Source organism: Geobacillus thermopakistaniensis (assembly GCF_000498995.1).
Classification (GTDB): Bacteria; Bacillota; Bacilli; order Bacillales; family Anoxybacillaceae; genus Geobacillus; species Geobacillus thermoleovorans.
Window position 1 is genome coordinate 34,800 of the sequence record NZ_AYSF01000053.1, and the last position, 22,909, is coordinate 57,708.

The 22,909-nt window shown below is 55.6% G+C and carries 27 protein-coding genes and 2 pseudogenes; 7 read left to right on the plus strand and 22 right to left on the minus strand.

Annotated features, from left to right (window positions below):
• Nucleotides 1-61: 61 nt before the first annotated feature.
• The 3 genes from T260_RS128240 to T260_RS128230 form a co-directional block, all read right to left on the minus strand.
• On the minus strand, nucleotides 62-427 hold the full coding sequence (locus tag T260_RS128240) for a HesB/IscA family protein (RefSeq protein WP_011232426.1): 366 nt from the start codon (nucleotides 425-427) through the stop codon (nucleotides 62-64).
• Between the two features lie 151 nt (nucleotides 428-578).
• Complete coding sequence (gene dapF, locus T260_RS128235) at nucleotides 579-1,451, minus strand: diaminopimelate epimerase (RefSeq protein WP_011232427.1); 873 nt, start codon at nucleotides 1,449-1,451, stop codon at nucleotides 579-581.
• A 133-nt stretch (nucleotides 1,452-1,584) separates the two neighbouring features.
• A complete protein-coding gene (locus T260_RS128230) occupies nucleotides 1,585-1,824 on the minus strand; it encodes a YuzB family protein (protein ID WP_011232428.1) in 240 nt (79 codons plus the stop codon).
• A gap of 210 nt (nucleotides 1,825-2,034) precedes the next feature.
• Between T260_RS128230 and T260_RS128225 the strand changes: the two genes are divergently transcribed.
• Nucleotides 2,035-3,297, plus strand: coding sequence for an NAD(P)/FAD-dependent oxidoreductase (locus tag T260_RS128225; protein WP_442345774.1), 1,263 nt, complete (start codon nucleotides 2,035-2,037; stop codon nucleotides 3,295-3,297).
• Between the two features lie 38 nt (nucleotides 3,298-3,335).
• Here T260_RS128225 and T260_RS128220 read toward each other — a convergent pair whose 3' ends face one another.
• Nucleotides 3,336-3,689, minus strand: coding sequence for a YuzD family protein (locus T260_RS128220; RefSeq protein WP_011232430.1), 354 nt, complete (start codon nucleotides 3,687-3,689; stop codon nucleotides 3,336-3,338).
• Nucleotides 3,690-3,773: 84 nt separating this feature from the next.
• Here T260_RS128220 and T260_RS128215 point away from each other — a divergent pair, with 84 nt between their 5' ends.
• On the plus strand, nucleotides 3,774-4,016 hold the full coding sequence (locus T260_RS128215; protein WP_011232431.1) for a NifU family protein: 243 nt from the start codon (nucleotides 3,774-3,776) through the stop codon (nucleotides 4,014-4,016).
• Between the two features lie 236 nt (nucleotides 4,017-4,252).
• Here the strand turns inward: T260_RS128215 and thrB are convergent, their stop codons facing one another.
• The 5 genes from thrB to yutH form a co-directional block, all read right to left on the minus strand.
• Complete coding sequence (gene thrB, locus T260_RS128210) at nucleotides 4,253-5,167, minus strand: homoserine kinase (protein WP_023634069.1); 915 nt, start codon at nucleotides 5,165-5,167, stop codon at nucleotides 4,253-4,255.
• Complete coding sequence (gene thrC, locus T260_RS128205; protein ID WP_011232433.1) at nucleotides 5,164-6,225, minus strand: threonine synthase; 1,062 nt, start codon at nucleotides 6,223-6,225, stop codon at nucleotides 5,164-5,166. Before thrC ends, thrB begins: the two co-directional genes overlap by 4 nt.
• Nucleotides 6,225-7,523: a homoserine dehydrogenase gene (locus T260_RS128200; RefSeq protein WP_011232434.1), complete on the minus strand. Its 1,299-nt coding sequence runs from the start codon at nucleotides 7,521-7,523 to the stop codon at nucleotides 6,225-6,227. Before T260_RS128200 ends, thrC begins: the two co-directional genes overlap by 1 nt.
• A gap of 92 nt (nucleotides 7,524-7,615) precedes the next feature.
• Nucleotides 7,616-8,590 (minus strand): 2-hydroxyacid dehydrogenase, encoded by a 975-nt coding sequence (locus tag T260_RS128195; RefSeq protein ID WP_011232435.1) that lies wholly within the window; start codon nucleotides 8,588-8,590, stop codon nucleotides 7,616-7,618.
• 145 nt (nucleotides 8,591-8,735) lie between these two features.
• Nucleotides 8,736-9,737, minus strand: a complete 1,002-nt coding sequence (gene yutH, locus T260_RS128190; RefSeq protein WP_014196663.1) for a spore coat putative kinase YutH — start codon at nucleotides 9,735-9,737, stop codon at nucleotides 8,736-8,738.
• A gap of 289 nt (nucleotides 9,738-10,026) precedes the next feature.
• On the opposite strand from yutH, the gene T260_RS128185 reads away from it, so the two are divergent.
• Complete coding sequence (locus tag T260_RS128185; RefSeq protein ID WP_011232437.1) at nucleotides 10,027-10,524, plus strand: phosphatidylglycerophosphatase A family protein; 498 nt, start codon at nucleotides 10,027-10,029, stop codon at nucleotides 10,522-10,524.
• A gap of 83 nt (nucleotides 10,525-10,607) precedes the next feature.
• On the opposite strand, the gene nucF is transcribed toward T260_RS128185, so the two are convergent.
• Together nucF and hepT are read right to left on the minus strand one after the other, a co-directional pair.
• Nucleotides 10,608-11,378 carry a 5' nucleotidase NucF gene (gene nucF / locus T260_RS128180; protein WP_011232438.1) on the minus strand — a complete coding sequence of 257 codons (771 nt, stop codon included), beginning with the start codon at nucleotides 11,376-11,378 and terminating at the stop codon, nucleotides 10,608-10,610.
• Nucleotides 11,379-11,402: 24 nt separating this feature from the next.
• The gene (gene hepT / locus T260_RS128175) at nucleotides 11,403-11,840 is read right to left on the minus strand and encodes a type VII toxin-antitoxin system HepT family RNase toxin (RefSeq protein WP_011232439.1); all 438 of its coding nucleotides are present in this window, start codon (nucleotides 11,838-11,840) and stop codon (nucleotides 11,403-11,405) included.
• Nucleotides 11,841-11,938: 98 nt separating this feature from the next.
• Here hepT and T260_RS128170 point away from each other — a divergent pair, with 98 nt between their 5' ends.
• Both T260_RS128170 and T260_RS128165 read left to right on the plus strand, forming a co-directional pair.
• Nucleotides 11,939-12,211 carry a DUF3055 domain-containing protein gene (locus T260_RS128170; RefSeq protein ID WP_011232440.1) on the plus strand — a complete coding sequence of 91 codons (273 nt, stop codon included), beginning with the start codon at nucleotides 11,939-11,941 and terminating at the stop codon, nucleotides 12,209-12,211.
• Between the two features lie 58 nt (nucleotides 12,212-12,269).
• Nucleotides 12,270-12,563, plus strand: coding sequence for a hypothetical protein (locus T260_RS128165; RefSeq protein ID WP_011232441.1), 294 nt, complete (start codon nucleotides 12,270-12,272; stop codon nucleotides 12,561-12,563).
• A 204-nt stretch (nucleotides 12,564-12,767) separates the two neighbouring features.
• Here the strand turns inward: T260_RS128165 and T260_RS128160 are convergent, their stop codons facing one another.
• Entirely contained in the window at nucleotides 12,768-13,043 is a 276-nt protein-coding gene (locus tag T260_RS128160) for a YutD family protein (RefSeq protein WP_013144326.1), read from the minus strand.
• 112 nt (nucleotides 13,044-13,155) lie between these two features.
• Here T260_RS128160 and T260_RS128155 point away from each other — a divergent pair, with 112 nt between their 5' ends.
• A complete protein-coding gene (locus tag T260_RS128155) occupies nucleotides 13,156-13,842 on the plus strand; it encodes a YhcN/YlaJ family sporulation lipoprotein (RefSeq protein WP_011232443.1) in 687 nt (228 codons plus the stop codon).
• 122 nt (nucleotides 13,843-13,964) lie between these two features.
• Here T260_RS128155 and lipA read toward each other — a convergent pair whose 3' ends face one another.
• On the minus strand, nucleotides 13,965-14,861 hold the full coding sequence (gene lipA, locus T260_RS128150; protein WP_013144325.1) for a lipoyl synthase: 897 nt from the start codon (nucleotides 14,859-14,861) through the stop codon (nucleotides 13,965-13,967).
• A 166-nt stretch (nucleotides 14,862-15,027) separates the two neighbouring features.
• On the opposite strand from lipA, the gene T260_RS128145 reads away from it, so the two are divergent.
• Nucleotides 15,028-16,017, plus strand: coding sequence for a M23 family metallopeptidase (locus T260_RS128145; protein WP_011232445.1), 990 nt, complete (start codon nucleotides 15,028-15,030; stop codon nucleotides 16,015-16,017).
• Here the strand turns inward: T260_RS128145 and T260_RS128140 are convergent.
• The 9 genes and pseudogenes from T260_RS128140 to T260_RS128110 all read right to left on the minus strand — a co-directional run bounded on the left by T260_RS128140 (nucleotide 16,014) and on the right by T260_RS128110 (nucleotide 22,877).
• The gene (locus tag T260_RS128140) at nucleotides 16,014-16,187 is read right to left on the minus strand and encodes a hypothetical protein (protein WP_227456685.1); all 174 of its coding nucleotides are present in this window, start codon (nucleotides 16,185-16,187) and stop codon (nucleotides 16,014-16,016) included. The two genes, T260_RS128145 and T260_RS128140, sit on opposite strands and share 4 nt — an antisense overlap.
• A 78-nt stretch (nucleotides 16,188-16,265) precedes the next feature.
• Complete coding sequence (locus T260_RS128135) at nucleotides 16,266-16,973, minus strand: ABC transporter ATP-binding protein (RefSeq protein ID WP_011232446.1); 708 nt, start codon at nucleotides 16,971-16,973, stop codon at nucleotides 16,266-16,268.
• A gap of 2 nt (nucleotides 16,974-16,975) precedes the next feature.
• The gene (locus T260_RS128130; protein ID WP_011232447.1) at nucleotides 16,976-17,755 is read right to left on the minus strand and encodes an ABC transporter ATP-binding protein; all 780 of its coding nucleotides are present in this window, start codon (nucleotides 17,753-17,755) and stop codon (nucleotides 16,976-16,978) included.
• On the minus strand, nucleotides 17,730-18,704 hold the full coding sequence (locus T260_RS128125; RefSeq protein WP_011232448.1) for a branched-chain amino acid ABC transporter permease: 975 nt from the start codon (nucleotides 18,702-18,704) through the stop codon (nucleotides 17,730-17,732). The genes T260_RS128130 and T260_RS128125 overlap by 26 nt, the downstream gene beginning before the upstream one ends.
• 16 nt (nucleotides 18,705-18,720) lie before the next feature.
• A complete protein-coding gene (locus tag T260_RS128120) occupies nucleotides 18,721-19,599 on the minus strand; it encodes a branched-chain amino acid ABC transporter permease (protein WP_011232449.1) in 879 nt (292 codons plus the stop codon).
• A gap of 105 nt (nucleotides 19,600-19,704) precedes the next feature.
• Nucleotides 19,705-20,487, minus strand: a pseudogene (locus T260_RS1000000140280) (ABC transporter substrate-binding protein); the annotation flags it as partial.
• A gap of 121 nt (nucleotides 20,488-20,608) precedes the next feature.
• Nucleotides 20,609-20,992, minus strand: a pseudogene (locus tag T260_RS1000000140285) (ABC transporter substrate-binding protein); the annotation flags it as partial.
• 782 nt (nucleotides 20,993-21,774) lie between these two features.
• Nucleotides 21,775-22,521, minus strand: coding sequence for a sporulation protein YunB (gene yunB / locus T260_RS128115; protein WP_011232451.1), 747 nt, complete (start codon nucleotides 22,519-22,521; stop codon nucleotides 21,775-21,777).
• A 53-nt stretch (nucleotides 22,522-22,574) separates the two neighbouring features.
• Nucleotides 22,575-22,877 carry a YunC family protein gene (locus T260_RS128110; RefSeq protein ID WP_011232452.1) on the minus strand — a complete coding sequence of 101 codons (303 nt, stop codon included), beginning with the start codon at nucleotides 22,875-22,877 and terminating at the stop codon, nucleotides 22,575-22,577.
• Between the last annotated feature and the right edge of the window lie 32 nt (nucleotides 22,878-22,909).

Here is a 22,909-nt window from a genome sequence, read left to right on the forward strand (position 1 = left end):
CGACGTCACGGCAAGGCAGGCCGTTTTCCTCTGCCAGGCAGATGGACGTCATCCCGCCTGCTTAGCATTGCTCCGGCGTGCCGGCATTGGTCGCTGTGCGGAACGAGGAGCCGCAGCCGCATGTCGCAATGGCGTTCGGATTGTTGATCGTAAACCCGCCGCCAAGCAGCGACTGTTTATAGTCGATGACCGTTCCGCGCAAAATCGGCGCGCTGTCGCGGTCCACCAAAATTTTGATGCCGTGCTGCTCAAATTCGATGTCATCCTCACGCCGCTCATGGTCAAAGCCCATGCCGTACGACAACCCGCTGCAGCCGCCGCCATGGACGCCGACGCGCAAGTACGCGCCCTCTTCTTCCTGCTCTTTCATCATATCTTTGATTTGAAACGCTGCCGCTTCTGTCAGCGTAATAACTGCCTCTGCCATCCATGATCCCTCCTTTAACGGTTGACACTGGCCAAACAGCTTGGCCGTTTTTCGACAGGTTCGCCCGCTTTCACCCGACGGCTCAGATGGGGCGAATCCCTTGAATGATTCCGATCTTACTTCATAGTATACCGTCTTTGCCTTTCGATGCTCAACCGTTCCGCCCGCCTCGGTAGTAATAAACGCCGGTGCACACGGTCTCCGCCGGACCGGTCATGCGCACGCGCCCGTCGTGCCCCCATACGATCGTTAAATCGCCGCCGGCCAAATGGACGACCGTTTCCTCCCCGCGCGCCGTTTTGCCGTTTAACACGGAAGCGACGACCGCCGCGCACGCTCCGGTCCCGCACGCCTGCGTCACGCCGGAGCCGCGCTCCCAGACGCGGAAATGAAGCTCGCGCTCGTTCACCACTTCGACAAACTCGACGTTCACCCCTTCCGGAAAGCGCGGGTCCTTTTCCACGAGCGGGCCAAGCGTCGTCACCGGCGCTTTTTGGATGTCATCAACGTAAAAGATCACATGCGGGTTGCCCATGGACACCGCCGTAATTTCATATTCGCCCCCAGCGATGGCAAACGGCTCGGCGACGACCCGCTCCGCTTCCGGACCAAGCATCGGAATGGCGCTCCGCTCAAGGCGCGGCTCGCCCATATCGACCGTCACGCTTGTCACTTCGCCATCTGCTACTGCAACACGGGCTTCGACAAGCCCGGAGAGCGTTTCAATCAAAAAGGTGCGGTCGCTGACGATGCCGTGCTCGTACGCGTATTTCGCCACGCAGCGCAAGCCGTTGCCGCAGTTTTTCCCTTCCGAGCCATCGCTGTTAAAAATGCGCATTTTGACTGGCGCTTTCTCCGATGGACAAATGAGAATCAAGCCATCGGAGCCGATGCCTGTGTGGACATCGGCGACGCTGCGGGCGATCGCCGGCAGCTCCTCCTCGGGCAATGTTTCCCTGAACAGATCAACGTATATGTAGCTATTACCCAATCCATGCATTTTCGTAAACGAAAAAGAACGCACATGACTCCCTCCTGAACATTTTTTGCGCTTCGCATGTATAATGGCGGCATCTCCTGGGCACAATGGGAATATCCCCCGTTTTTTCATTATACATTGAAGAGGATGCCGCATCGCGGACATCCTCCTTTTTTCGTTAAAACATTGGGTTTTCCTCGAGATGCCGATAAATATTTTCCACGAGCTGCTCAGGCGTTTCGCCGCTGACAAACTCGCCGTTGACGAGCGCAAACAGCGTTTCCGCGCAGCGTGTGCAATAGCTTAAGCAACTGTATTCAATGATGTCCAAGTTCGGATCCTTTTCCAACATTTCCATTGCTTTGTACGACCCGCTGGCTAAGTTGCTGATGCAAAATTCGATGATTGGCAACATCATGCGCATGTTCACCTTCCTGCTTCCCATCGTAGCGGTTTTCCGGCGCGGCGTCAATGAACATGCTCGTTCGATCGAGGAAGCGGAAAAATGATTGTTCTTTTGTCACAATTTCGTTATACTTTTCTATGGCATTGTCGGCTTTAGAAACTCGACAAAAGGGGATTTTTCACGATGAGACAACTTGTATTGCTTGGCGGAGGATACGGCAATATGCGCATTTTGCAGCGCCTCCTCCCGGACGAATTGCCAAACGACATTCATATTATCCTCATCGACCGCGTTCCGTACCATTGTTTAAAAACGGAATATTACGCCTTGGCCGCGGGAACGGTCAGCGACCATCACATCCGCGTCCCGTTTCCGGAACATCCGCAGCTTGTGTACCAATTCGGCGAAGTCGTCTCGATTGATCTCGACCNGCTTGGCGGAGGATACGGCAATATGCGCATTTTGCAGCGCCTCCTCCCGGACGAATTGCCAAACGACATTCATATTATCCTCATCGACCGCGTTCCGTACCATTGTTTAAAAACGGAATATTACGCCTTGGCCGCGGGAACGGTCAGCGACCATCACATCCGCGTCCCGTTTCCGGAACATCCGCAGCTTGTGTACCAATTCGGCGAAGTCGTCTCGATTGATCTCGACCAGCAGCTCGTCCATTTAAAGGATGGGAGCAGCGTCCGCTACGATGATGTCGTGATCGGATTGGGCTGCGAAGACAAATACCACGGGGTGCCGGGCGCCGAGGCGCATACGTACAGCATCCAGTCGATCGATAAGGCGCGCGCCGCCTATGAAGCGCTGAACAATTTGCCGCCGAAAGCGACGGTCGGCATCGTCGGCGCGGGATTGAGCGGCGTCGAGCTGGCCAGCGAACTGGCGGAGAGCCGTCCGGACTTGCACATCAAGCTGTTTGACCGCGGTGAGCGCATTTTGCCGATGTTTCCGAAACGGTTGAGCGATTATGTGGAAGGATGGTTCGTTGAACACAAGGTGGAAATCGTCCGCAACTCCAACGTCACGAAAGTCGAACCTGGCGTCTTGTACAACCACGACGAGCCGGTCAAGTGCGACGTCATCGTCTGGACGGCCGGCATTCAGCCCAACCGCGTCGTCCGCGAACTGAATGTCGAAAAGGACAAGCAAGGCCGCGTGGTGCTGACGAAGCGCCATCACATCCCCGGCTATGAAAACGCCTACGTCGTCGGCGACTGTGCGAGCCTGCCGCATTCCCCGAGCGCCCAGCTCGCTGAAGCGCAAGCCGAGCAAATCGTCCAAGTGCTGCAAAAGCGGTGGAACGGCGAAGAACCACCGAGCGAATTCCCGCCGATCAAATTAAAAGGCATTCTCGGCTCGCTCGGCAAAAAGCACGGCTTCGGCTTGCTCGCCGACCGCCCGCTCACCGGCCGGGTGCCGCGTTTGTTGAAATCAGGCATTTTGTGGATGTACAAGCATCACCATGGGTACTGACAGCACAACTGGCCCTTATTCGGCGAAAAAGGCGGAGTTCATTCCGCCTTTTTCCCTTCCGGCGTCGACGGTTGATACCCGAATTTTTCCATTTCTGCACAAATCGCTTTGAGCCGCGGGTTGCCTTCGGCGACGACGTTTCCTTCGATCACCACGACCGGATACACCCAATCTTCTTCGACGATCGTCTGCGCGAGCTCCCGCTTCTCCTCGTCATCGGCCGGCGGCGCAAAAATGTCGACGTACGTCATCACAAACGGCTGATCCGGATACTTGCGGCGCAGCGCGGCCTCGAGCCACTCGTACGTTTCTTTCGACGACGGCAGCTGCACGCATGCCGGGCAAATGACGTCGGCCCCGTACACACAAATTTCAACCGGCTTGAATGTCATCGTTGTCACCCTTTGCAAAAGCAAAATTTATCATTAGATTTTTTTTGTCACTATGATTATAATAAAAACTAAGGAAAGGAGTCGATGGAAATGACGGATCAAGAAATCAAAGAACAAGTGCAAGAAGTTTTAGATAAACTGCGTCCGTTCCTGCTTCGCGACGGCGGCGACTGCGAACTCGTCGATGTCGAAGACGGCGTCGTGAAACTTCGCCTCCTCGGCGCGTGCGGCAGCTGCCCGAGCTCGACGATTACGCTCAAAGCCGGAATTGAGCGCGCCTTGTTTGAAGAAGTGCCGGGCGTCGTCGAAGTGGAACAAGTGTTTTAATATGAAAAATCCGAACAGCGGCCGCTGTTCGGATTTTTTTATCGCCAGCGGGGCGGCGAGCCGACGGGAAGGCTGGTGATGGGCAGCCACAACCCGCCTGATCGGGCGCTTCTCCGTTTTCGTTTCCTTCCAATTGTGCAAGGAAAACCGTCATATCTTTCGCCCGCTCCCAAGCGCGGCGGCGAAACGGCCAGGCCGCTGAACGGACTTCTGTTCGCGCCGGCGCCCAAGAAGGTTCAAGCTTCAAGCGCCAGCTTGTAGACGCGGCTGCCGCGCGGCTCGACGGAAAGACGCGCGATTTCGCACATCGGAAAATGCGGGCGCAGCCGGCGCGCGAGCCGCTCTCCTTGGCCCGGTTCGGCAAAGACGAGCACCGTCGGCCCCGCTCCGCTCAGCGCCGCACCGATCGCTCCGTATTCAAGAGCGAGCGCCTCCGCCCGCTCGAGTTCCGGAACGAGCTGTCTCCGATACGGCTGATGGAACAGATCGGCGGCCATCATCCGGCCGGCAAGCTCCCAGTTTTTCGTGAGCAACGCGGCGACGAGAACGTTGCTGACGGCGCTCGCCTCGACCGCCCGCTCTCTCGGCCATTGTTCCGGCAGCTGCCCGCGCGCTTTTTTCGTTTCTAGTTCATACTCCGGAATAATAGCGACAAGCTCCACATCCAATTGTGGAATATGGACGACATCCACGCCCGCCTCGCGGCAGCAGCCGATGACAAGCCCCCCGTACAACGAGGCGCCGACATTGTCCGGATGTCCTTCGTATCGGGTCGCCAATTCCATCTTTTGCTCGCGCGGCAACTGAAGCCCAAGCAGCGCGTCGGCGAGCTCAATGCCGGCGACGACCGCCGCCGCGCTGCTCCCGAGCCCGCGCGTAAACGGAATGTCGCTGTACACATCGACTGCACAGCTCGGCAGCCGGCGGCCGTAAACGTCCGCCGTCTCCGCCGCCACTTGATACACCAAATTGTCCGTCCCGCGCGGAATGCCGCTCACTTCCGCCGTTTTCGGCGCAAACGACCACGCATCCGCCAAGCGGACGTCAAGCGTCAAATAGCGATTGACCGCTAGCCCGATCGAGTCAAACCCGGGCCCTAGGTTCGCCGTGCTTCCCGGCACGACGATCTTCAACATCTCGTCTTCTTTCATGCCCGGACAACCCCTTGCAAATGCTCCAAGACAACTTGTTCATCGTTCGGCAGCACGATCGGTTCGATCGCCGCGGTCTCCAAGGCGATGGCCGGGTCTTTCAATCCGTTGCCAGTGAGAACCGCGACGACGAGGCTGCCGCGTTCGATTTCGTTCCGTTCGCGCTGCTTGATCACCCCGGCGATCGCCGCGCATGACGCCGGTTCGGCAAAAATGCCTTCCGTCCGGGCGAGCCGCTTGTAGGCGGCCAAAATTTCTGCGTCGCTCACCTCATCAATTTTCCCGCGCGACTCGCTCGCCGCCTCGACCGCTTTGTCCCAGCTCGCCGGATTGCCGATGCGGATCGCGGTCGCCACCGTCTCCGGCTGTTCAATCACCCGGTTGCGGACGATCGCCGCCGCTCCTTCCGCTTCAAAGCCGCGCATTTGCGGCAAGCCCGTTCCTTTCGCTTCATGGTACTCCTTAAACCCTTTCCAATAGGCGGTGATGTTGCCGGCGTTGCCGACTGGAATGGCGAGCACGTCCGGGGCGCGCCCAAGCTGGTCGCACACTTCAAACGCCGCCGTTTTTTGCCCTTCGATCCGGTACGGATTGACCGAGTTGACGAGCGTAATCGGCGCCGTTTCGCTCAACCGGCGCACCATCTTCAGCGCCTCGTCAAAGTTGCCGTCAATCGCAAAAATTTCCGCGCCGTACATGGCGGCTTGCGCCAACTTGCCGAGGGCGATCTTGCCGTTCGGAACGACGACGAGGCAGCGCATGCCGGCGCGCGCCGCGTAGGCGGCCGCTGAAGCCGATGTATTGCCGGTTGAGGCGCAGATGATCGTATGGCTTCCTTCCTCTTTCGCCTTGGCCACCGCCATCACCATGCCGCGGTCTTTAAACGAACCGGTCGGGTTCGCCCCTTCGACCTTGACATAGAGCGCAATGCCGAGCTCCTCCGACAAGCGCGGCAGCGGGATGAGCGGCGTATTCCCTTCGCAAAGCGACAGCCTCGGCGTCGCCGCAGAGAGCGGCAAAAAATCGCCGTAGGCGTCAAGCAGCCCTTTCCATGCCATTACCGTTTCTCTCCTTCCACTCGATACGAGCTTTGCACCCGTTCGACGATTTCCAAATCGCCGAGCTGCTGCAAAATGTCTTCGTAGTCTTGCTGTGAGGCGTCATGCGTAACGATGACGATTTCCGCTAGGCCATCCTCTTTCAGCGGCAATTGCAAAATTTTCTCAAAGCTCACCCCGCGCTCGGAAAACAGCGTCGTAATTTTGGCAAACGCGCCGACCTGGTCTTTGACATGAATGCGCAAAAAGTATTTCGAGAAAATTTCCGCCGGCGTCTTCAACTGCTTTTCATATTGCGGCGCGACGGCATAGCGGCCGTTGACGCCAAGGCGCATATTTTTCATCACCGCGACCAAGTCGGAGACAACCGCCGTCGCCGTCGGCAAGCTCCCGGCCCCCGGCCCGTAAAACATCGTCTCTCCGACCGCTTCGCCGTATACGTACACCGCATTGTATTCGTTGTGCACGGACGCCAACGGATGCGAATCCGGCAAAAACGTCGGCTGGACGCTCACCTCGACCTTCTGCCCGTCGCGCTGGGCGATGCCGATCAATTTCATCGTGTAGCCGAGCCGCTTCCCGTAGTTCAAGTCTTCCTCCGTCACTTGAGTGATGCCTTTCACTTGCACATCGTCCAAGTCGATGTCCATGGAAAAGCCAAGGCGGGCCAAAATCGCCATTTTCCGCGCCGCATCCAGCCCTTCGACGTCTGACGTCGGATCGGCTTCCGCAAACCCGAGCGCCTGCGCTTCAGCGAGCACGTCCTCATAGGAAGCGCCGTTTTGCGACATTTTCGTCAAAATGTAGTTCGTCGTCCCGTTCACAATGCCCATGAGCTTCGTAATCCGGTCCGACGCCAAGCCGTCAACCAAGCTGCGCAAAATCGGAATGCCGCCGGCGACGCTCGCTTCATAAAACAAATCGCAGCGGTATTCCGCCGCCACCCGAAGCAGCTCCGACCCGTAGACGGCCATTAAGTCTTTATTGGCGGTCACGACATGCTTCCCTTGGCGCAGCGCCCGCAATAGCAGCTCTTTTGTCTCCTCAATGCCGCCCATCACTTCGATGATGACATCAATGTCTGGATCGTCAATCACCTCAGCCGCACTCGTCGTAAGGAGCGACGGGTCAACGGCGACATCACGCGGTTTCTGTACATCCCGGACAAGGATTTTTTTCACCTTCACCGGGCACCCGACTTGATGCATCAACTTTTCCTGATGGTTTTCAATAATTTTGACCACGCCGCTCCCGACCGTTCCTAATCCTAACAATCCGACCAAAATTGGTTTTTCCATGATTCCCGCCCCTTCTGTTTACGTACAGTAGACATTTGTATTTTTATAGTAGACATTATAAAAGACGATCGGCCATTTGGCAATGAAAATTTTTATGAGATCCGGTTCACAGGCGTCAGCGGCGGCCGTCCTTCGAGCACGGCGATGATATTGTCGCGCGCCAATGTCATCATGGCGCGCCGCGTTTCGTACGTGGCGCTGCCGATATGCGGCAAGGCGACGACGTTCGGAAGCGAAACGAGCGGATGATCGGCCGCGACCGGCTCGTGTTCAAATACATCCAATCCCGCCGCGGCGATCTCCCCGCCGACCAGCGCCTCATACAACGCCTGTTCATCGACGACCGCTCCGCGCGCCGCGTTAATGAAAATCGCGGACTTCTTCATTTGCCGGAACGCCTCGCGGTTGAACAAATGGCGCGTCTCGGAGGTGAGCGGCGTCAAGCAGACGACAAAATCGCTCTCTGAAAGCAAGTCGGCGAACGGACGATAGACGGCGCCAAGCTTCTCTTCCGCCTCCGGACGGCGGGAGCGGTTGTAATACAGAATGTTCATGTCAAACCCCTTCGCCCGTTTCGCCACTGCCTGGCCGATGTTCCCCATGCCGACGATGCCGATCGTTTTATGATGGACATCGGCGCCCGCAAGCAAAAACGGACTCCAGCTTTTCCATTTCCCTTCTTTCAAAAACATAGCCGCTTCGACAAGGCGGCGGGCGGTGGCCAATAAAAGCGCAAACGTCAAATCGGCCGTCGTATCGGTCAATACATCGGGTGTATTGCAAACGAGAATGCCTCGATGGGCCGCCGCCGCTACATCAATGTTATCGTAGCCGACGCCCATATTGGCGACGACTCGGAGCGCCGAACCGGCGGACAAGACGTCTTCATCGATCGGATCAGACACCATCGGCAAGATGGCCGTCGCCCGTTTCGCCTTTTCCACGAGCACATCGTGTGGCACGGCCATATCTTCATGGGGCCACATCTCTACTTCAGCGATGGCCAAAAGCGGCGCGACCACGTCCTCGGGCAATTTTCGCGTAATGAATACATACGGCTTCGTCATGGTGCAGCCTCCCGCATCGTTTTTTCTAAATCTTATCACAACTTTGGCCGAAAAAAAACGGGAAGTTGTCCTTAGGGTTTAACGGCAGGGAAGCGGTCGTTTTTTCGTTTGGGCCAAAAAAAAGCGGGAAGCTGTCTTCCCTGCGTTACGCCGGCGGCAGCCACTCGACCGCCGGCAGGCGGATGCGGTTCGAGATGCCGGCGATCTTGGCAAACGCGGCCAAAAATCGTTCATATTCATGCGATCGATCGAGCAAGCGCCGCAACTCCCCCTCCCGCCTTGTCCGTTCGCTCTCATCCACAGCGATATAATATGCCTCGACACATTCAAAATAGGAAAGCGGAAACAACAACCTGGCGTAAACGAGTCTCCAAGCAAACGGCGACAGCGGCGCCGCATGTTCATACTCTTGAAAAAACTGCCGCACCGCCCGCTGACAGCCAAGTCCGCTCTTTTCGTACAAATGGCGCACCCATTCCGCCAAATCGCGGGCGCAATGGTCATACACCCAGTCGGTCGGCAGCTTCGCTTCGATCCCCCCAACCCACTTCGCCTCGGGGAGACGCTCATGGCAAAATGCCGCGTAATCGATGCGCCCTGGTTCTTCGTCAATCTCCGTGTCCGCCACGTATTGCACCGCGTTTTCCGCCAAGCCTAAATAATACGGGAACGATTCGATAAACAGACGATCAAACAGCGACGACGGCCCGGAAGCGAGCTTGCTCGACCAAAACGCCTCCATTTGATCGATCCGCTTCGCCCACAGCTCCCGCCATTGGCCGATGCGCCGGCAGGCGACGATCGGCCATGGACATGTTCTCCCGCATTCATGCATCACCGCCAATTCCCTTCCGAGCGAACGAAAGCGAGCCGCCGGAAGCGGAGCGCGAACGAGCGCCAACGGCTGTCCATTATAGGAAGCGATATACGTTCCGGACGTCGTTTTGACCAGTTCTCCGACGCCGTCCACTCCTTTTGCCCGCAAATAGCGGCTCATTCGCTGGCGCTCTTCCATTTCCGCTTCGCTTTGCCCATCGGCGGGAACGAGCAAAAAACGCTCCTGCCGATGCCAAAAGGCCGCATGCCGTCCGCTTCGCTCCAACCTCTCGACGCGCATGCCATACTGTTCACGCACCCATTCTTCCATCGCCGCGCCTCCTTTTTGCCGAAACCAGTCAATTCCGCTCGTTCCACACCTTCATCTCATCGCCGCCCCATCAATGAGCCGATTCCGCCTCCGCTCCAGCATGAAACGGCCCCATTCACGCGCCTATGTTGATCAGCCAACGCATGGCCGCGGAAAAAGAGGGCTACTTTTTATATATGACAGCGGGCGCCAAAAAAGCCGATGAGCATTTTTCTTTATATGACGGACTTATTTATGACATGATACATATATATAGAAAACGACTTTCTAAAAGAAACAGGTGAAGTTCATGAGCGAATTCATTATGAACAATCTGGAACAAACGGCTCGGCGCTGGCTTGAGGAACGGGGGGTGACCGTGGAAAAAATTGCGGAGCTCGTTTATTACTTGCAATCAAAATATCATCCCGATTTAACGATGGAGGAGTGCATCGAAAACGTCAACCGCGTCATTTCGAAACGCGAAGTGCAAAATGCGATTCTAACCGGCATCCAATTGGATAAACTCGCCGAAGACGGTCGGCTCGATGAACCGCTGCAGTCGATCATCCGCCGCGATGAAGGGCTGTATGGCGTCGACGAAATTTTGGCGCTGTCAATCGTCAATGTGTACGGATCGATCGGGTTTACGAACTACGGATATATCGATAAGCAAAAACCGGGCATTTTGCAATATTTAAATGATAAATCGACCGGCAAATGCAACACGTTTTTGGACGACATTGTCGGCGCCATCGCCGCAGCGGCGTCAAGCCGCCTGGCGCATCGGGCCGCCAATGCGGAGTAACGCCGGCTCCGCCCATGCGCGCCCTCCATCCGCGCCGAGCAACATGAAACGCCGCCTTGCCTTTTTTGGCAAAGCGGCGTTGTTTACAAGCGGTCAAGCCATTCCAAAAGTGAATCAGCCGTATACGTCGGCATCCGTTCGTAGCGGGCGAGCATTTCTTTTGTCGTAACGCCCGTATGGACTAAAAGCGTATCAATGCCAGCGTTCATGCCGGCTAAAATGTCGGTTTCATAATAGTCGCCGATCATCAGCACGTCCTCCTTCGGGACGCCAAGCACTTTGAGCGCCTGCTCCATAATGATTTTTTCCGGCTTGCCGATAAATGTCGGCTTCACCTGCGTCGATACAGCGACGACCGACGTCAGCGCCCCGTTGCCCGGAAGCAGCCCCCGCTCCGTCGGCAAGGCGATGTCGCCGTTGGTTGAGATGAACATCGCTCCATTTCGGACAGCGAGACAAGCGACAGCGAACTTTTCGTATGTAATTTGCCGGTCAATCCCGATGACGACGACATCCGCATCTTCGCCGGCCAAACGGAATCCTTTGTCCGCCAAGGCGGTTTGGAGCCCTTCTTCACCGATCACATACACGGAAGCATCCGGTTTTTTTTCAAAAATGTAATTCGCCGTCGCCTGGCTTGTCGTAAACACATGCTTCTCCTCGGCCGGCACGCCGAACGAACGCAATTTTTCCGCCACTTGCGCCGGTGTGCGCGACGAATTGTTCGTGACAAACAAATACGGAATGCCACGGCGGTGCAGCTCGTTGACAAACGTACGCGCCTCAGCGATGCATTCGGTGCCGCGGTACATCGTCCCGTCCAAATCGATGAGGTAGCCGTTGTATCGTTTCAATGCATTTGCTCTCCTTTCCCGCCATCAATTGCGAAACGCCGACACCGGGCCGAGCTCGTTTTCAAGGTAAGCGCGCACCGCCTTCGGATACGCCTCCAGCGCCGGCAAATGTTCGTTCAGATCGGCGAGCAATTTCGCGTGATCGACGCGCGCATATTCGTGCACAAGCATTTTCCGATGGGCAATGAACGCTTTCAATCGGTCAGCATCCGCCGGCGAGATCACCTGTTCGTCAGCCAAAATATCGATGATGTCGTTATAGCTGCCCGGGTCGCGCATAATAAACCCGTCGATCATGGCGTTGCCGACGTCCAACACCGCCTCGATGACGATATGAGCGATCCGTTCGAGCGCCAATTGCCGAAGCGGCTCGTCCCATCGCTCCTCGGCCTTGTAACGGTCCAGCATTTGTTCCATGTAGCTGAGCGTTTCTTCCAGTTTTTTGCGATCGACAAAATACATCCGTCATCCCTCCTCGTTCCTTTGTGCGATTTGCTGTCTCCCGTTTTCGCCGCCTGTCTGCTATGATGGACATAGACGAAAAAACAGGAGGGGCTCAAATGATGGGTGAACGGTTTTATTTATACGACGACACCGTCGAAGCGGCCGTCCGCTTCGTCAGCTTTGTCGGCGAGCGGCAGCGGTTTGATTTGGCGCTCATCGAAACGGATCGTTTTTACGGGAAGTGGCTCGTGCTCGACTTGCAAAGCAACCGCTTTGCCATTCTCGGGCGCGACGATTTGGAGGAGCCAGGCTATATCGAGCACGCTTACCAGCTTCATGAACAAGATGCCAACGATTTGCGCGCCTTTTTGGAGGAGTATCTCTCATAACCTTCCTCGGTTTCGGGCATCTTATGAAACAGCCCACGAACGAAGGAAGGTGAGACGAATGGCGGAACGGGAAACATACGCCGATTTTTCCGTCGTCGAGAAACAGCGCAATTTCTTGACCGCTGAAGAGTTCCCAGAAGGGCCGTACGGCTCGCCGCGCCGCGACGACGCGCCGGTCGAAAACAAAAGCACGCCTTGGAAGGAAGGCCAGCGGCATTACAGCGCCTTCAACTACGAGTTTAAATCGTTCCACCAAAACATTCCAAGGCGCGACCCAGCCGCCCACCCGCCGCACGACGATCCGCATCAGAGCGAACAGTTTCCGTACAATGAAACGGAAGAGCAGCCTTGACATTCAGCAGGACAGCGAAAGAAACGGAGCAGCCGCCCAGCCTATGGCGGCTGCCGCGTTTGCCGTCTCGCCATGCGGCAGCGATGAGGAATGTCGCGCCGTCTTTTGTCTGTCCGCGAGTCGTCTTCCCGCCTTGCGAGCCCTTCGCCGCACAGCGGTTTCTTGCTCCCGCCTCTTCTCCCGCGCCGCGGTCCACTGGCGCGGTTATCGTTTCACCTTGCGCAGCACAAAATACGCGCAGCCGAAGTTGCAATATTCATACAAATATTCGGACAACGTGCTGATTTTCGTATCGTACGTCGCTTTTTGGTTATGGTCGTCAAAAAACCCGCGCAACCGGAGCTGGTTGTATCCCCAATCCCCGACAATGTAGTCGTACTTCGCCAAAATGTCCGCATATCGGGCGCGAAAGGCTTCTTCATTAAAGGCGTTTTTCACATTTTCCACCAGTTCGTAACAATGATTGTTAATGCAAATCACTGTTCTCACCTCGCCTTTCCACTTCCATCATAAACGATGCATCGCCCCCAATCAATTACTGTCATCAAACCATCATCCGTGTGCCACCCTAAAAGCGAAGGGGGTGCTGACGATGAGACGACCATGGTTGGCCGTTGCGTTCGGAGCGGCCGTCGCCCTAGCCGGCTGCGCGCAGACGGCTCAGGACGAAAACACCGATATTTACAAGCGGAGCGGCAACACGATCAATGTCACCGACCGCAACGAGCTGTACAATGAAAACGGGGTGCCCAACGGCGATGACACGCCGATGAACAACTTCGGCTACGTCCGCCATCAAAAAAGCCCGATCCTCGGCGATGCAAACGGCTATAACGACATGCCGTCCTTCAACCGCGAGAAAGCGGCTGATTTAATCAGCAAATTGTGCACCCAGCTGCCGGGCGTCAAAGACGTCGCCACGCTCGTCACGGATGAGGAAGTGCTCGTCGTGTATGACGCGGACACGAACAACCGGCAGCAAACGGCCGATCAAGTGAAAAAAACAGCGCTTTCCGTCGTTCCCCGCTACTACCATGTGTATGTCGCCGACAATCCGCAGCTGATGAAGGACATTGAGCGCTTCGGGCGCCTTGATTCGAACACGCGCAACATCGACCAAATTCTCGATGCGACGATTCAGCGGATGTTGAAATATCCGCAAGGGAAAAAACTGAGCGACGGGGAAAATGAAAACGGCGAAATGATCAACGAAACAAACGATGAATTAGACCGCGATTTCCGCGACGGCACGCCGCGGGCGACGAAAGCGGGGCGCTAGGGAAAAGAAACGGTCTGCCTTCTTTATGAAAGGCATGACCGTTTCTTCGCGTTCATCCGGCCGGGATGATGCTTTCAGCCGCTGAAACAACGCTTGCTTGCTTTCGCGCCGTTCGTTGGATGTTACGCTTTCAACTGCCGCGCTTTCGCCGCCTCGCTCACCTGCTCATCGGCATGGTACGACGAGCGGACGAGCGGGCCGGCTTCACAATGGCTGAACCCTTTGCTCAACGCGATTTCTTTCAGCTCTTGAAACTCGTCCGGATGGTAATATTTCACGACCTTCAAATGCTTTTTCGTCGGCTGCAAATACTGGCCGATCGTCAAAATGTCGACATGGTTGGCGCGCAAGTCATCCATCGCTTCAATGATTTCCTCTTTCGTTTCCCCAAGGCCGACCATGATGCTCGATTTCGTCGGAATGTCCGGCTGCAATTCTTTCGCGCGCCGCAAAAACTCAAGCGAACGTTCGTACGTCGCGCGGGCGCGCACCCTTGGAGTCAAGCGGCGCACCGTTTCGATGTTATGGTTTAAAATGTCAGGGCGGGCATCCATCAAAATTTTCAAGTTTTCATACACCCCGCCCATATCCGACGGCAGCACCTCGATCGTCGTAAACGGGTTTTTCCGGCGGATGGCGCGCACCGTTTCGGCGAATACCGCCGCCCCGCCGTCTTTTAGGTCATCGCGGGCGACGGCGGTGACGACGACGTGTTTCAAGTTCATGATGCGCACCGATTCCGCGACGCGTTCCGGCTCCTGCCAATCGAGCTCGGTCGGCAGCCCGGTTTTGACGGCGCAGAAGCGGCAGGCGCGCGTGCAGACGCTGCCTAAAATCATAAACGTCGCCGTCCGCCGTACGGCCCAGCATTCGTGAATGTTTGGGCACTTCGCTTCCTCGCAAACGGTATGTAAACGGTTTTCCCGCATCAGCTTCTTTAAACCGATATAATTCTCGTTCGTGTTCAACTTGATTTTCAACCAGTCCGGCTTGCGGACGTGTTCTTCTTTCGTCGCCATCGTTCTCACTCCACTTGTCGATGATTGTTCATTTCTCATTATAATGAAAAGCGCAGGAAAACACAAAAAAATCGTCCATCAGACGATTTTCCTCCTTTTAACATTTATGAAATTCCCGTTTCTCCCCAAACTAAACATATGAAACGGGCGGAAAGGGGGAATACGCGTGCATCGATGGCTTGCCGCCATATCGGCGGCAGCGATGCTGTGGATCGCCGCCGGCGCGGCTTCGGCGGCGGAACAGGAAGAAGCGATGTATGAAAAGCGAATGGAGCTGTACAAAAAGGCCGAAGCCGTTTCCTTGATCCCGTGGTATTACTTTGCGGCCATTGACCAGTATGAGCGAAACGTCCGGCAAGTGCGCCGCGACCTGCCCAAGCCAGCCGGCGTTCTCGGCATTTATATGAAGCCGGAAATATGGGCCGGGCCGCTGAACAAAAACCCGCATGATACAGACCCGTTCACCATCTCCCAGTTTGGCGGCCTTGGTGTGGACGGAGACGGCGACGGCTATGCGCGGGCGGATGACGATGACGATGTGATCATGGCCATGGCCCGCTATTTGCAGACGTACGGCATCGATCACCGCCATATCAAAATCGCGCTTTGGAACTATTACCAACGCGCCAAAACCGTCGACTTGATTTTAGGAAAGGCGAGAATTTATAAAAAGTATCAGACGTTGAAATTGGACAACCACGTGTTTCCGCTTCCGCTAGGGGCCAATTACAGCTACCGCGATACATGGGGGGATGCGCGCGGCTGGGGCGGGCGGCGCATTCATGAAGGAACCGACATTTTCGCCGGCTACGGCGTTCCGGTGCGCTCGACGTGCTACGGCATCGTCGAGCTGAAAGGGTGGAACAAATACGGCGGCTGGCGCATCGGCATCCGCGACATCAACAACACGTACCATTACTTTGCCCATTTGAACGGCTTCGCCGCCGATCTTCGCGAGGGGCAAATCGTCGAGCCGGGGACGATCATCGGTTCGGTCGGCAGCTCTGGCTACGGTCCGCCCGGCACGGCGGGGAAATTTCCGCCCCATCTTCACTACGGCATGTACAAAGACAACGGCTATACCGAATGGGCGTTTGACCCGTACCCGCACTTAAAAGCATGGGAGCGGGCCGAGCGGCAACAACGGCGCCGCTAGCCGCGCGGGGGCTGGCGCGACGGGGTTCTCTCCGCCAACGCCAGCCGCCCAAATAAGCGGCATGTTTTTTCAAGAGCAGAGACGTCCCGGACGCCGATGTTTCCCGTCCGTCCATCCCAGCCGGCGTTCGCCGGCCGAAACGGCAATGACGGAAAAAGGCTGATCTCCAAGTTGGAATCAGCCTTTTTTCCACGGCGGCACAACCGTCCGAAACGGCTTTCCGCTGACGTTCTTCCGCCTATCGCTTCTCAATGCCCGCCCAAATACGCCTGCTTCACCTGCTCGCTCGCCTGCAGCTCGCTCGCCGTTCCCGACAAGACGACGCGCCCCGATTCAAGGACATAGGCGCGATGGGCGATGGAGAGCGCCATATGGGCGTTTTGTTCGACAAGCAAAATCGTCGTCCCCGACTCGTTGATTTCCTGAATGATGCGGAAAATCGTCTTGACCAAAAGCGGCGCGAGCCCCATTGACGGTTCGTCAAGCAAGAGCAGCTTCGGGCGCGCCATGAGCGCGCGGCCGATGGCGAGCATTTGCTGCTCGCCGCCCGAAAGCGTGCCGGCCAGCTGCTTGCGCCGCTCCTCAAGGCGCGGGAACAGCTGAAAGACTTTGGCAAAGTCTTGTTGAATGCCTTCTTTGTCTTTGCGCAAAAACGCGCCGAGCTCCAAGTTTTCCTCGACCGTCATATTGGCGAAAACGCGCCTCCCTTCCGGCACGTGGGAAATGCCTTGCTTGACGATCGTCTGCGCCGCCTTGCCGGCGATCGAGGCTCCCTCATACACGATGTCGCCGTTTTTCGGCCTAAGCAGCCCGGAAATGGTTTTCAGAAGCGTCGTTTTCCCCGCGCCGTTCGCCCCGATCAGCGTGACGATCTCGCCTTTGTTCACCTCAAGCGATACGCCTTTTAAGGCATGAATGTTGCCGTAAAACACATCGATTCCATCCACTTTCAACATGGTCACGACACCTCCTCGCCAAGGTAAGCCTCGATCACTTTCGGGTTGCTGCGCACTTGTTCCGGCGTGCCTTCGGCGATCAGCTGGCCGTGATCCAACACGTAAATGCGCTCGCATATGCCCATCACAAGCGACATATCATGCTCAATCAACAAAATCGTCAACGCAAACCGTTCGCGAATGAACGCAATCAACTTCATCAATTCTTTCGTTTCTTGCGGGTTCATGCCGGCGGCTGGCTCGTCAAGCAAAAGCACTTTTGGCTGCGCCGCCAGCGCCCGAGCGATCTCAAGCCGGCGCTGCTGGCCGTACGGCAAGTTTTTCGCCTTCTCGTGCATGACGCCATCAAGCTGAAAAATGTTCAAAAACTCGATCGCCTTTTCTTCCATTTCCTTTTCACCGCGGAAATGGGACGGGAGGCGGAGAATGGAGCTCGCGATCGAATGGCGGGCGTGCGCATGGTAGGCGACTTTCACGTTGTCGAGCACCGACAGCTCGCCGAACAGGCGAATGTTTTGAAACGTCCGGCTGATCCCTTTGCGCGTAATTTTATACGGCGGCAGGCCGTTCAACGTCTCGCCGTCAAGCATAATCCGCCCGTCAGTCGGCACATACACGCCCGTCAATAAGTTAAACAGCGTCGTTTTCCCCGCGCCGTTCGGGCCGATGAGCCCGACAAGCTCCCCTTGATACAGCTCCATCGTCACACCGGAGAGCGCCTTCAGCCCGCCAAACTGGATGCCGACGTTTTCTGCCTTAAGCAACGGTGTTTTTGCCGCCATGATTCATTCCTCCCTGCGCTGCCTTCCGCCATTTGAAGAGCGAAGATAGTTCTTTCGTCCCCATCAGCCCGGTTGGACGGTACAGCATCACCAAAATCAAGACGATGCTGTAAATGATCATCCGCGTTTCCGGATAGTTTTGCAAGAACGTCGAAACGATCGTCAGCAGCACCGCCGCCACCACCGCGCCGGATAGGCTGCCGAGCCCGCCGAGCACGACGAAAATCAAAATGTCAAACGATTTTAAAAAGCCGAAGTTCGACGGCTGAATGATGTAAAAGTGATGGGCGTACAGCGCCCCGGCGATGCCGGCGAAAAACGAACCGATCGCAAACGCCGCCACTTTGTAATACGTCGTATTGATCCCCATGGCATCAGCGGCGATTTCATCCTCGCGAATCGAAATGCACGCCCGTCCGTGCGTCGAGTTCGTGAAGTTGGCGATCACCAAAATCGTGACAAACAGGCAGGCGAACACCCACGGCCATGTCGTCATATGCGTCACCGTCATGCCGCTCGCCCCGCCGACGTAATCGATGTTCAAGAGCGCGATGCGGACAATTTCGCCAAACCCAAGCGTGGCGATCGCCAAGTAATCGCCTTTTAAACGCAGGCTCGGCACGCCGATGACGAGGCCGGCGAGCATCGCCGCGATCCCAGCGGTCAAGACGCCGACCGCAAACGGCAGCTGCAGCTTCATCGTCATGACGGCTGAAGCGTAAGCGCCGACGGCGAAAAAGCCGGCATGTCCAATCGAAAACTGTCCGGTGATGCCGATGATCAAGTGAAGGCTCGCCGCCAGCATGACGTTGATCGCCATGAAAAAGAGCGTGTTGACGTAAAACACATTGAGCGTCCCGCTTGCAATCAGCCACTCGACAACAGCGAAAAAGGCGAAGGCCAGTATGACGGAAACCCAAAATCCACGAGTCCGCTTCCAAGTTGCCATTGTCCCCTACCATCCTTTACACTTTTTCTCGTACGTTCTTGCCAAACAATCCGGCCGGCCGGAAAATGAGAATGAGAATTAAAATGACAAACGCCACTCCGTCGCGCCAAAGCGAGTAGCCGAGCCCGCTGACGAGCGATTCGATGACGCCAAGCAAAAGCCCCCCGACCATCGCTCCCGGAATGATGCCGATTCCGCCCAACACGGCGGCGACAAACGCTTTCAATCCGGGAAGAATGCCCATCAATGGCTCGATTTTTGTATAATAAATGCCGAAAATAACGCCTGCCGCCCCCGCGAGCGCCGAACCGATGGCGAACGTGGCCGAAATCGTGTTGTCGACGTTGATTCCCATCAACCGGGCCGCTTCCGCATCATGGGAAACAGCGCGCATCGCTTTCCCGATTTTTGTCCGGTGAACGATGAACTGAAGAAGGATCATCAAAACGAGGGACGTGCCGAGGATGAACAGCGACTGGCTGCTGATGACAACCCCAAACAGCTTCAAGTTCCGATCCGGCAGCAGCGTGCTCGGATACGCTTCCGGCTGGGCCCCGCGCAAATAAATCGTGACGTACTCAATCAAGAGCGATACGCCGATCGCCGTAATGAGCACTGCGATGCGCGCCGCATTGCGCAACGGCTTGTAGGCAATCCGCTCGATGATCATCCCAAGCACGGCGCAAGAGGCCATCGCCAGCAAAAGCGCCGGGAAAAAGCCGACACCAAGCATCGTTACGGCATAAAAACCGACGAATGAACCGACCATAAAGACGTCGCCATGGGCGAAGTTAATGAGCCGAACAATGCCGTACACCATCGTATAGCCAAGAGCGATGAGCGCATAAATGCTGCCTAGCGAAATGCCGTTGACCAGCTGTTGAATGAGTTCCATGATCGCACGCTCCTTAACGAAAACTCGTCGTTGACCAAAAGAAATGCCGGACAGGAGGGCGCCCCTTAGGGGCCTCCCCCGTCCATGCATCCATCCAGCCTTTCATTACGGATTCACTTTCGTTTTGAATTGCTGCTGCCCGTCTTTGTATTCCAAAATGGCCGCCGATTTGACCGGGTCATGGTTTTCATTGAGCGTCAGCGTGCCGGAGACGAGCTGCAAATCTTTCGTTTGCGCCAGCGCGTCTTTAATTTTCACCGGATCGGCGCTGCCGGCCCGCTTAATGGCGTCGGCCAGGAAGTAGGCTGTATCATAGCCAAGCGCGTTGAACGCATCCGGCGCTTTGTTGTATTTCGCTTTAAAGGCTTTCACAAACTCTTGAATTTTCGGATCCGGGTCGCCCGACGAATAATGGTTCGTGATGTACGTGTTGTTCAACGCGTCTTTGCCCGCGATCTCGACCAGCTTCGGCGAATCCCAGCCGTCGCCGCCCATGATCGGCACGTTCAAGCCAAGCTCGCGCGCCTGCTTGACGATGAGGCCGACTTCTTCATAATAGCCCGGCAGGAAAATGAACTCTGGATTCTTTGATTTTATGCGCGTCAGCGTCGCACGGAAATCGGTGTCTTTCGCGACATACGCCTCTTCAGCGACAATTTTGCCGCCGCCTTGCGTGAACGCGTCTTTAAACGAAGCGGCCAGCCCTTTCGAATAGTCGCTCGAGCTGTCGATCAACACCGCCGCGTTTTTCACTTTCAGTTCGTTCAAGGCGAATTTGGCCGCCACCGTCCCTTGGAACGGGTCGATAAAGCACGTCCGGAAGACGAACTCGTTCACTTTGCCGTCTTTGTTCGTGATCGTCGGGTTCGTGCCTGTCGGCGTAATGTTTTCGGCGACCTTTTCTTTGGCGTGCGCAAAACCGGAATTGGGAGCAGGAAGTCCTGCTCGTCTTCCCATCCTTTGGCGCCAAACGGCGGGGAGAATGGCCTCNTTCGGCGCCTGCAAAATCCTGCCGAAAAGTGTTCGTGCTCGTCGCCGAGCCGATGATGGCGACGACTTTATCCTGGCTGATCAACTTGATCGCGCCGTTCGTCGCTTCGGCCGCTTCCGATTTGTTGTCGACTTTCACCAACTCCAGCTTTTTGCCGTTGATTCCTTCTTTGTTGATTTCCTCAAGCGCCAAGTCGAGCCCTTCCGCAATCGACTGGCCGTATGACGCGACCCCGCCGGACAGCTCAAGGTTGGCGCCGATTTTAATCACATCGCCGCCCCCGCCTCCGCCGCTGTTTCCGCCTGAAGAACTGCCTCCTTGCTGGTTGCCGCCGCAGCCGGCCAAAAGACCCGCCGTCAGCATCAATGAGAAAAAGACACCTGCTGCTCTTTTTTTCTTCATTTCTTGTTCCCCCCATTGTTCAAAATGTTCTGTCACCAGAGCGCACACCTTTTTCTGCATACTATATCGATAGAGTCCGTCTGCCTTGTGCGCTCGTGCGCCGCGCCGGATGGCGCCGCAAACTGATGCATGCCTTCCGATGCCGGCCGTTCATTCCCCCTCTCAAACTGCTATGTAAATAATAAAACTATTTTCAATTTAATATAATATTACAAAATTCGAACCAACTCGTCTAGTTGTTTTCTATTTGAAAAACAAAAAAAGCTGTTTCCTCTTGACAAACGCCAGAGAAACAGCCAAAGCCCCTTCGCCGGGAAGAACACTTTTTTTGCATAACATTTCCATGTTTCTGTCAAAACCATTCCCAACGGCTGACGCGGGCACCCGTCAACCTAACGGAACTATATAGATGCAATTTGAAGCTTTGCCATTTGCAGCTTTTACCCGAGTATTTGATCGACTGTCGGGCGACCGAACAACGCCGCTTAAAGACCCATATATGGGTCTGTGAAGCAGGCGGTTGTTCGATCCTCCGTCACGCCTTGGCTTGCCTTCGACAGTCGAACGAGAACGATCGATTTAGGAAGATGACAGTCNTATTTGATCGACTGTCGGGCGACCGAACAACGCCGCTTAAAGACCCATATATGGGTCTGTGAAGCAGGCGGTTGTTCGATCCTCCGTCACGCCTTGGCTTGCCTTCGACAGTCGAACGAGAACGATCGATTTAGGAAGATGACAGTCACCGGCCTTTTAGAGGCGCGCATTGACAGCCTTTCCCACTACCGCTTCGGAAGCTGGATGGACGGGCCGACTTGACCGCCGTTTTTGTTGTAAAATTGCGGCACTTCTCCCGGAATAAAGCGCATCACAACTGGAATATCTGTTGTCACATTGGAAATTTTCGATGCAAAAGGAATGACGACTTGGATGTCGACCGATACATGAATATCAATTTCAATAAAAAAACTGTTAATATCATACGCTCGAATTTCTTTCGTCACTTCCGAGTCGACATTGCCAACGATCTGAAACTGCACCGGAATGCGCGGGCCGAGGTTGGCCAAGAGGGCATTATCCGTGATTTTTCCAAGCGGAATGTAATAAATGATGCCGCGGCTGTTTCCAGTTCCGGACTCGACTTCGGGAAGGACCATCCGTTCAAGCCGTCCTTCTGTCGCCGCCTTTAAGCTTTCCATCACATGATCATCCGTCTCCGATAAGATGCGATTGATCACCGCGGTGTCAAAATCGACCGACACAATTTTGCCGCTTTCGTCCTTTTGAACCGTGACCAGCTGCCGAAATTCAGGGTTGTCTTTTTGAAACTGCTGCTCAATGGCGTTATTGATCACCAAGTTGGCAATCCGCTTCGTTTCCGTTTCCGCAATCTCCATGAGCACCGGCTTAATGCCTTTATTGACAATCCAAAGGCTTACCGCCGTCGAGAACATAAAAAAAACGAACGTCAATAAAAACACATAGCGGAACGGGAGCGGCCCCTTCCGCACGAATCGGGGGCGCAACAAAATGAAAATCCCTCCTTTACAAGCTATATGTATGCTTGCAAGGAGGGATTTTTTCACCGCATTTTCAACAGCGCCTCTCTTCCTTTCATTCCCTCTTCAATGCCGAGCTCCAAAGCGGCGACTGTCACCGATTCGAGCGGCGCCTCGAGCAGCTGTTCAATCGTACGCACCCCGACCGCCCGCCCGGCGATAATGCCGCGATCACGCAATTTCTCATTCAACAGCGCCACATCGAGCGCTCCGCACATAATGTACCCTTTTTCACCCGCCACCGCCAACAAATTCGTTTTCGGCAGCTGGACGGACACAGCAATAAACGGATGTCCGTCAATGATGATCGGCTTCACTTCGACCATCGCCGCAGTCACTCTCCTTTCCATACTCCAAT

Coding starts and splice junctions, on each gene's coding strand:
- T260_RS128240 (WP_011232426.1), bottom strand. CDS start 427: ATGGCAGAGGCAGTTATTACGCTGACAGAAGCGGCAGCGTTTCAAATC.
- T260_RS128230 (WP_011232428.1), bottom strand. CDS start 1,824: ATGATGTTGCCAATCATCGAATTTTGCATCAGCAACTTAGCCAGCGGG.
- T260_RS128220 (WP_011232430.1), bottom strand. CDS start 3,689: ATGACATTCAAGCCGGTTGAAATTTGTGTGTACGGGGCCGACGTCATT.
- T260_RS128215 (WP_011232431.1), top strand. CDS start 3,774: ATGGAAATGACGGATCAAGAAATCAAAGAACAAGTGCAAGAAGTTTTA.
- thrB (WP_023634069.1), bottom strand. CDS start 5,167: ATGAAAGAAGACGAGATGTTGAAGATCGTCGTGCCGGGAAGCACGGCG.
- thrC (WP_011232433.1), bottom strand. CDS start 6,225: ATGGCATGGAAAGGGCTGCTTGACGCCTACGGCGATTTTTTGCCGCTC.
- T260_RS128200 (WP_011232434.1), bottom strand. CDS start 7,523: ATGGAAAAACCAATTTTGGTCGGATTGTTAGGATTAGGAACGGTCGGG.
- T260_RS128195 (WP_011232435.1), bottom strand. CDS start 8,590: ATGACGAAGCCGTATGTATTCATTACGCGAAAATTGCCCGAGGACGTG.
- yutH (WP_014196663.1), bottom strand. CDS start 9,737: ATGGAAGAATGGGTGCGTGAACAGTATGGCATGCGCGTCGAGAGGTTG.
- T260_RS128185 (WP_011232437.1), top strand. CDS start 10,027: ATGAGCGAATTCATTATGAACAATCTGGAACAAACGGCTCGGCGCTGG.
- hepT (WP_011232439.1), bottom strand. CDS start 11,840: ATGTATTTTGTCGATCGCAAAAAACTGGAAGAAACGCTCAGCTACATG.
- T260_RS128170 (WP_011232440.1), top strand. CDS start 11,939: ATGATGGGTGAACGGTTTTATTTATACGACGACACCGTCGAAGCGGCC.
- T260_RS128165 (WP_011232441.1), top strand. CDS start 12,270: ATGGCGGAACGGGAAACATACGCCGATTTTTCCGTCGTCGAGAAACAG.
- T260_RS128155 (WP_011232443.1), top strand. CDS start 13,156: ATGAGACGACCATGGTTGGCCGTTGCGTTCGGAGCGGCCGTCGCCCTA.
- lipA (WP_013144325.1), bottom strand. CDS start 14,861: ATGGCGACGAAAGAAGAACACGTCCGCAAGCCGGACTGGTTGAAAATC.
- T260_RS128135 (WP_011232446.1), bottom strand. CDS start 16,973: ATGTTGAAAGTGGATGGAATCGATGTGTTTTACGGCAACATTCATGCC.
- T260_RS128130 (WP_011232447.1), bottom strand. CDS start 17,755: ATGGCGGCAAAAACACCGTTGCTTAAGGCAGAAAACGTCGGCATCCAG.
- T260_RS128125 (WP_011232448.1), bottom strand. CDS start 18,704: ATGGCAACTTGGAAGCGGACTCGTGGATTTTGGGTTTCCGTCATACTG.
- T260_RS128120 (WP_011232449.1), bottom strand. CDS start 19,599: ATGGAACTCATTCAACAGCTGGTCAACGGCATTTCGCTAGGCAGCATT.
- T260_RS128110 (WP_011232452.1), bottom strand. CDS start 22,877: ATGGTCGAAGTGAAGCCGATCATCATTGACGGACATCCGTTTATTGCT.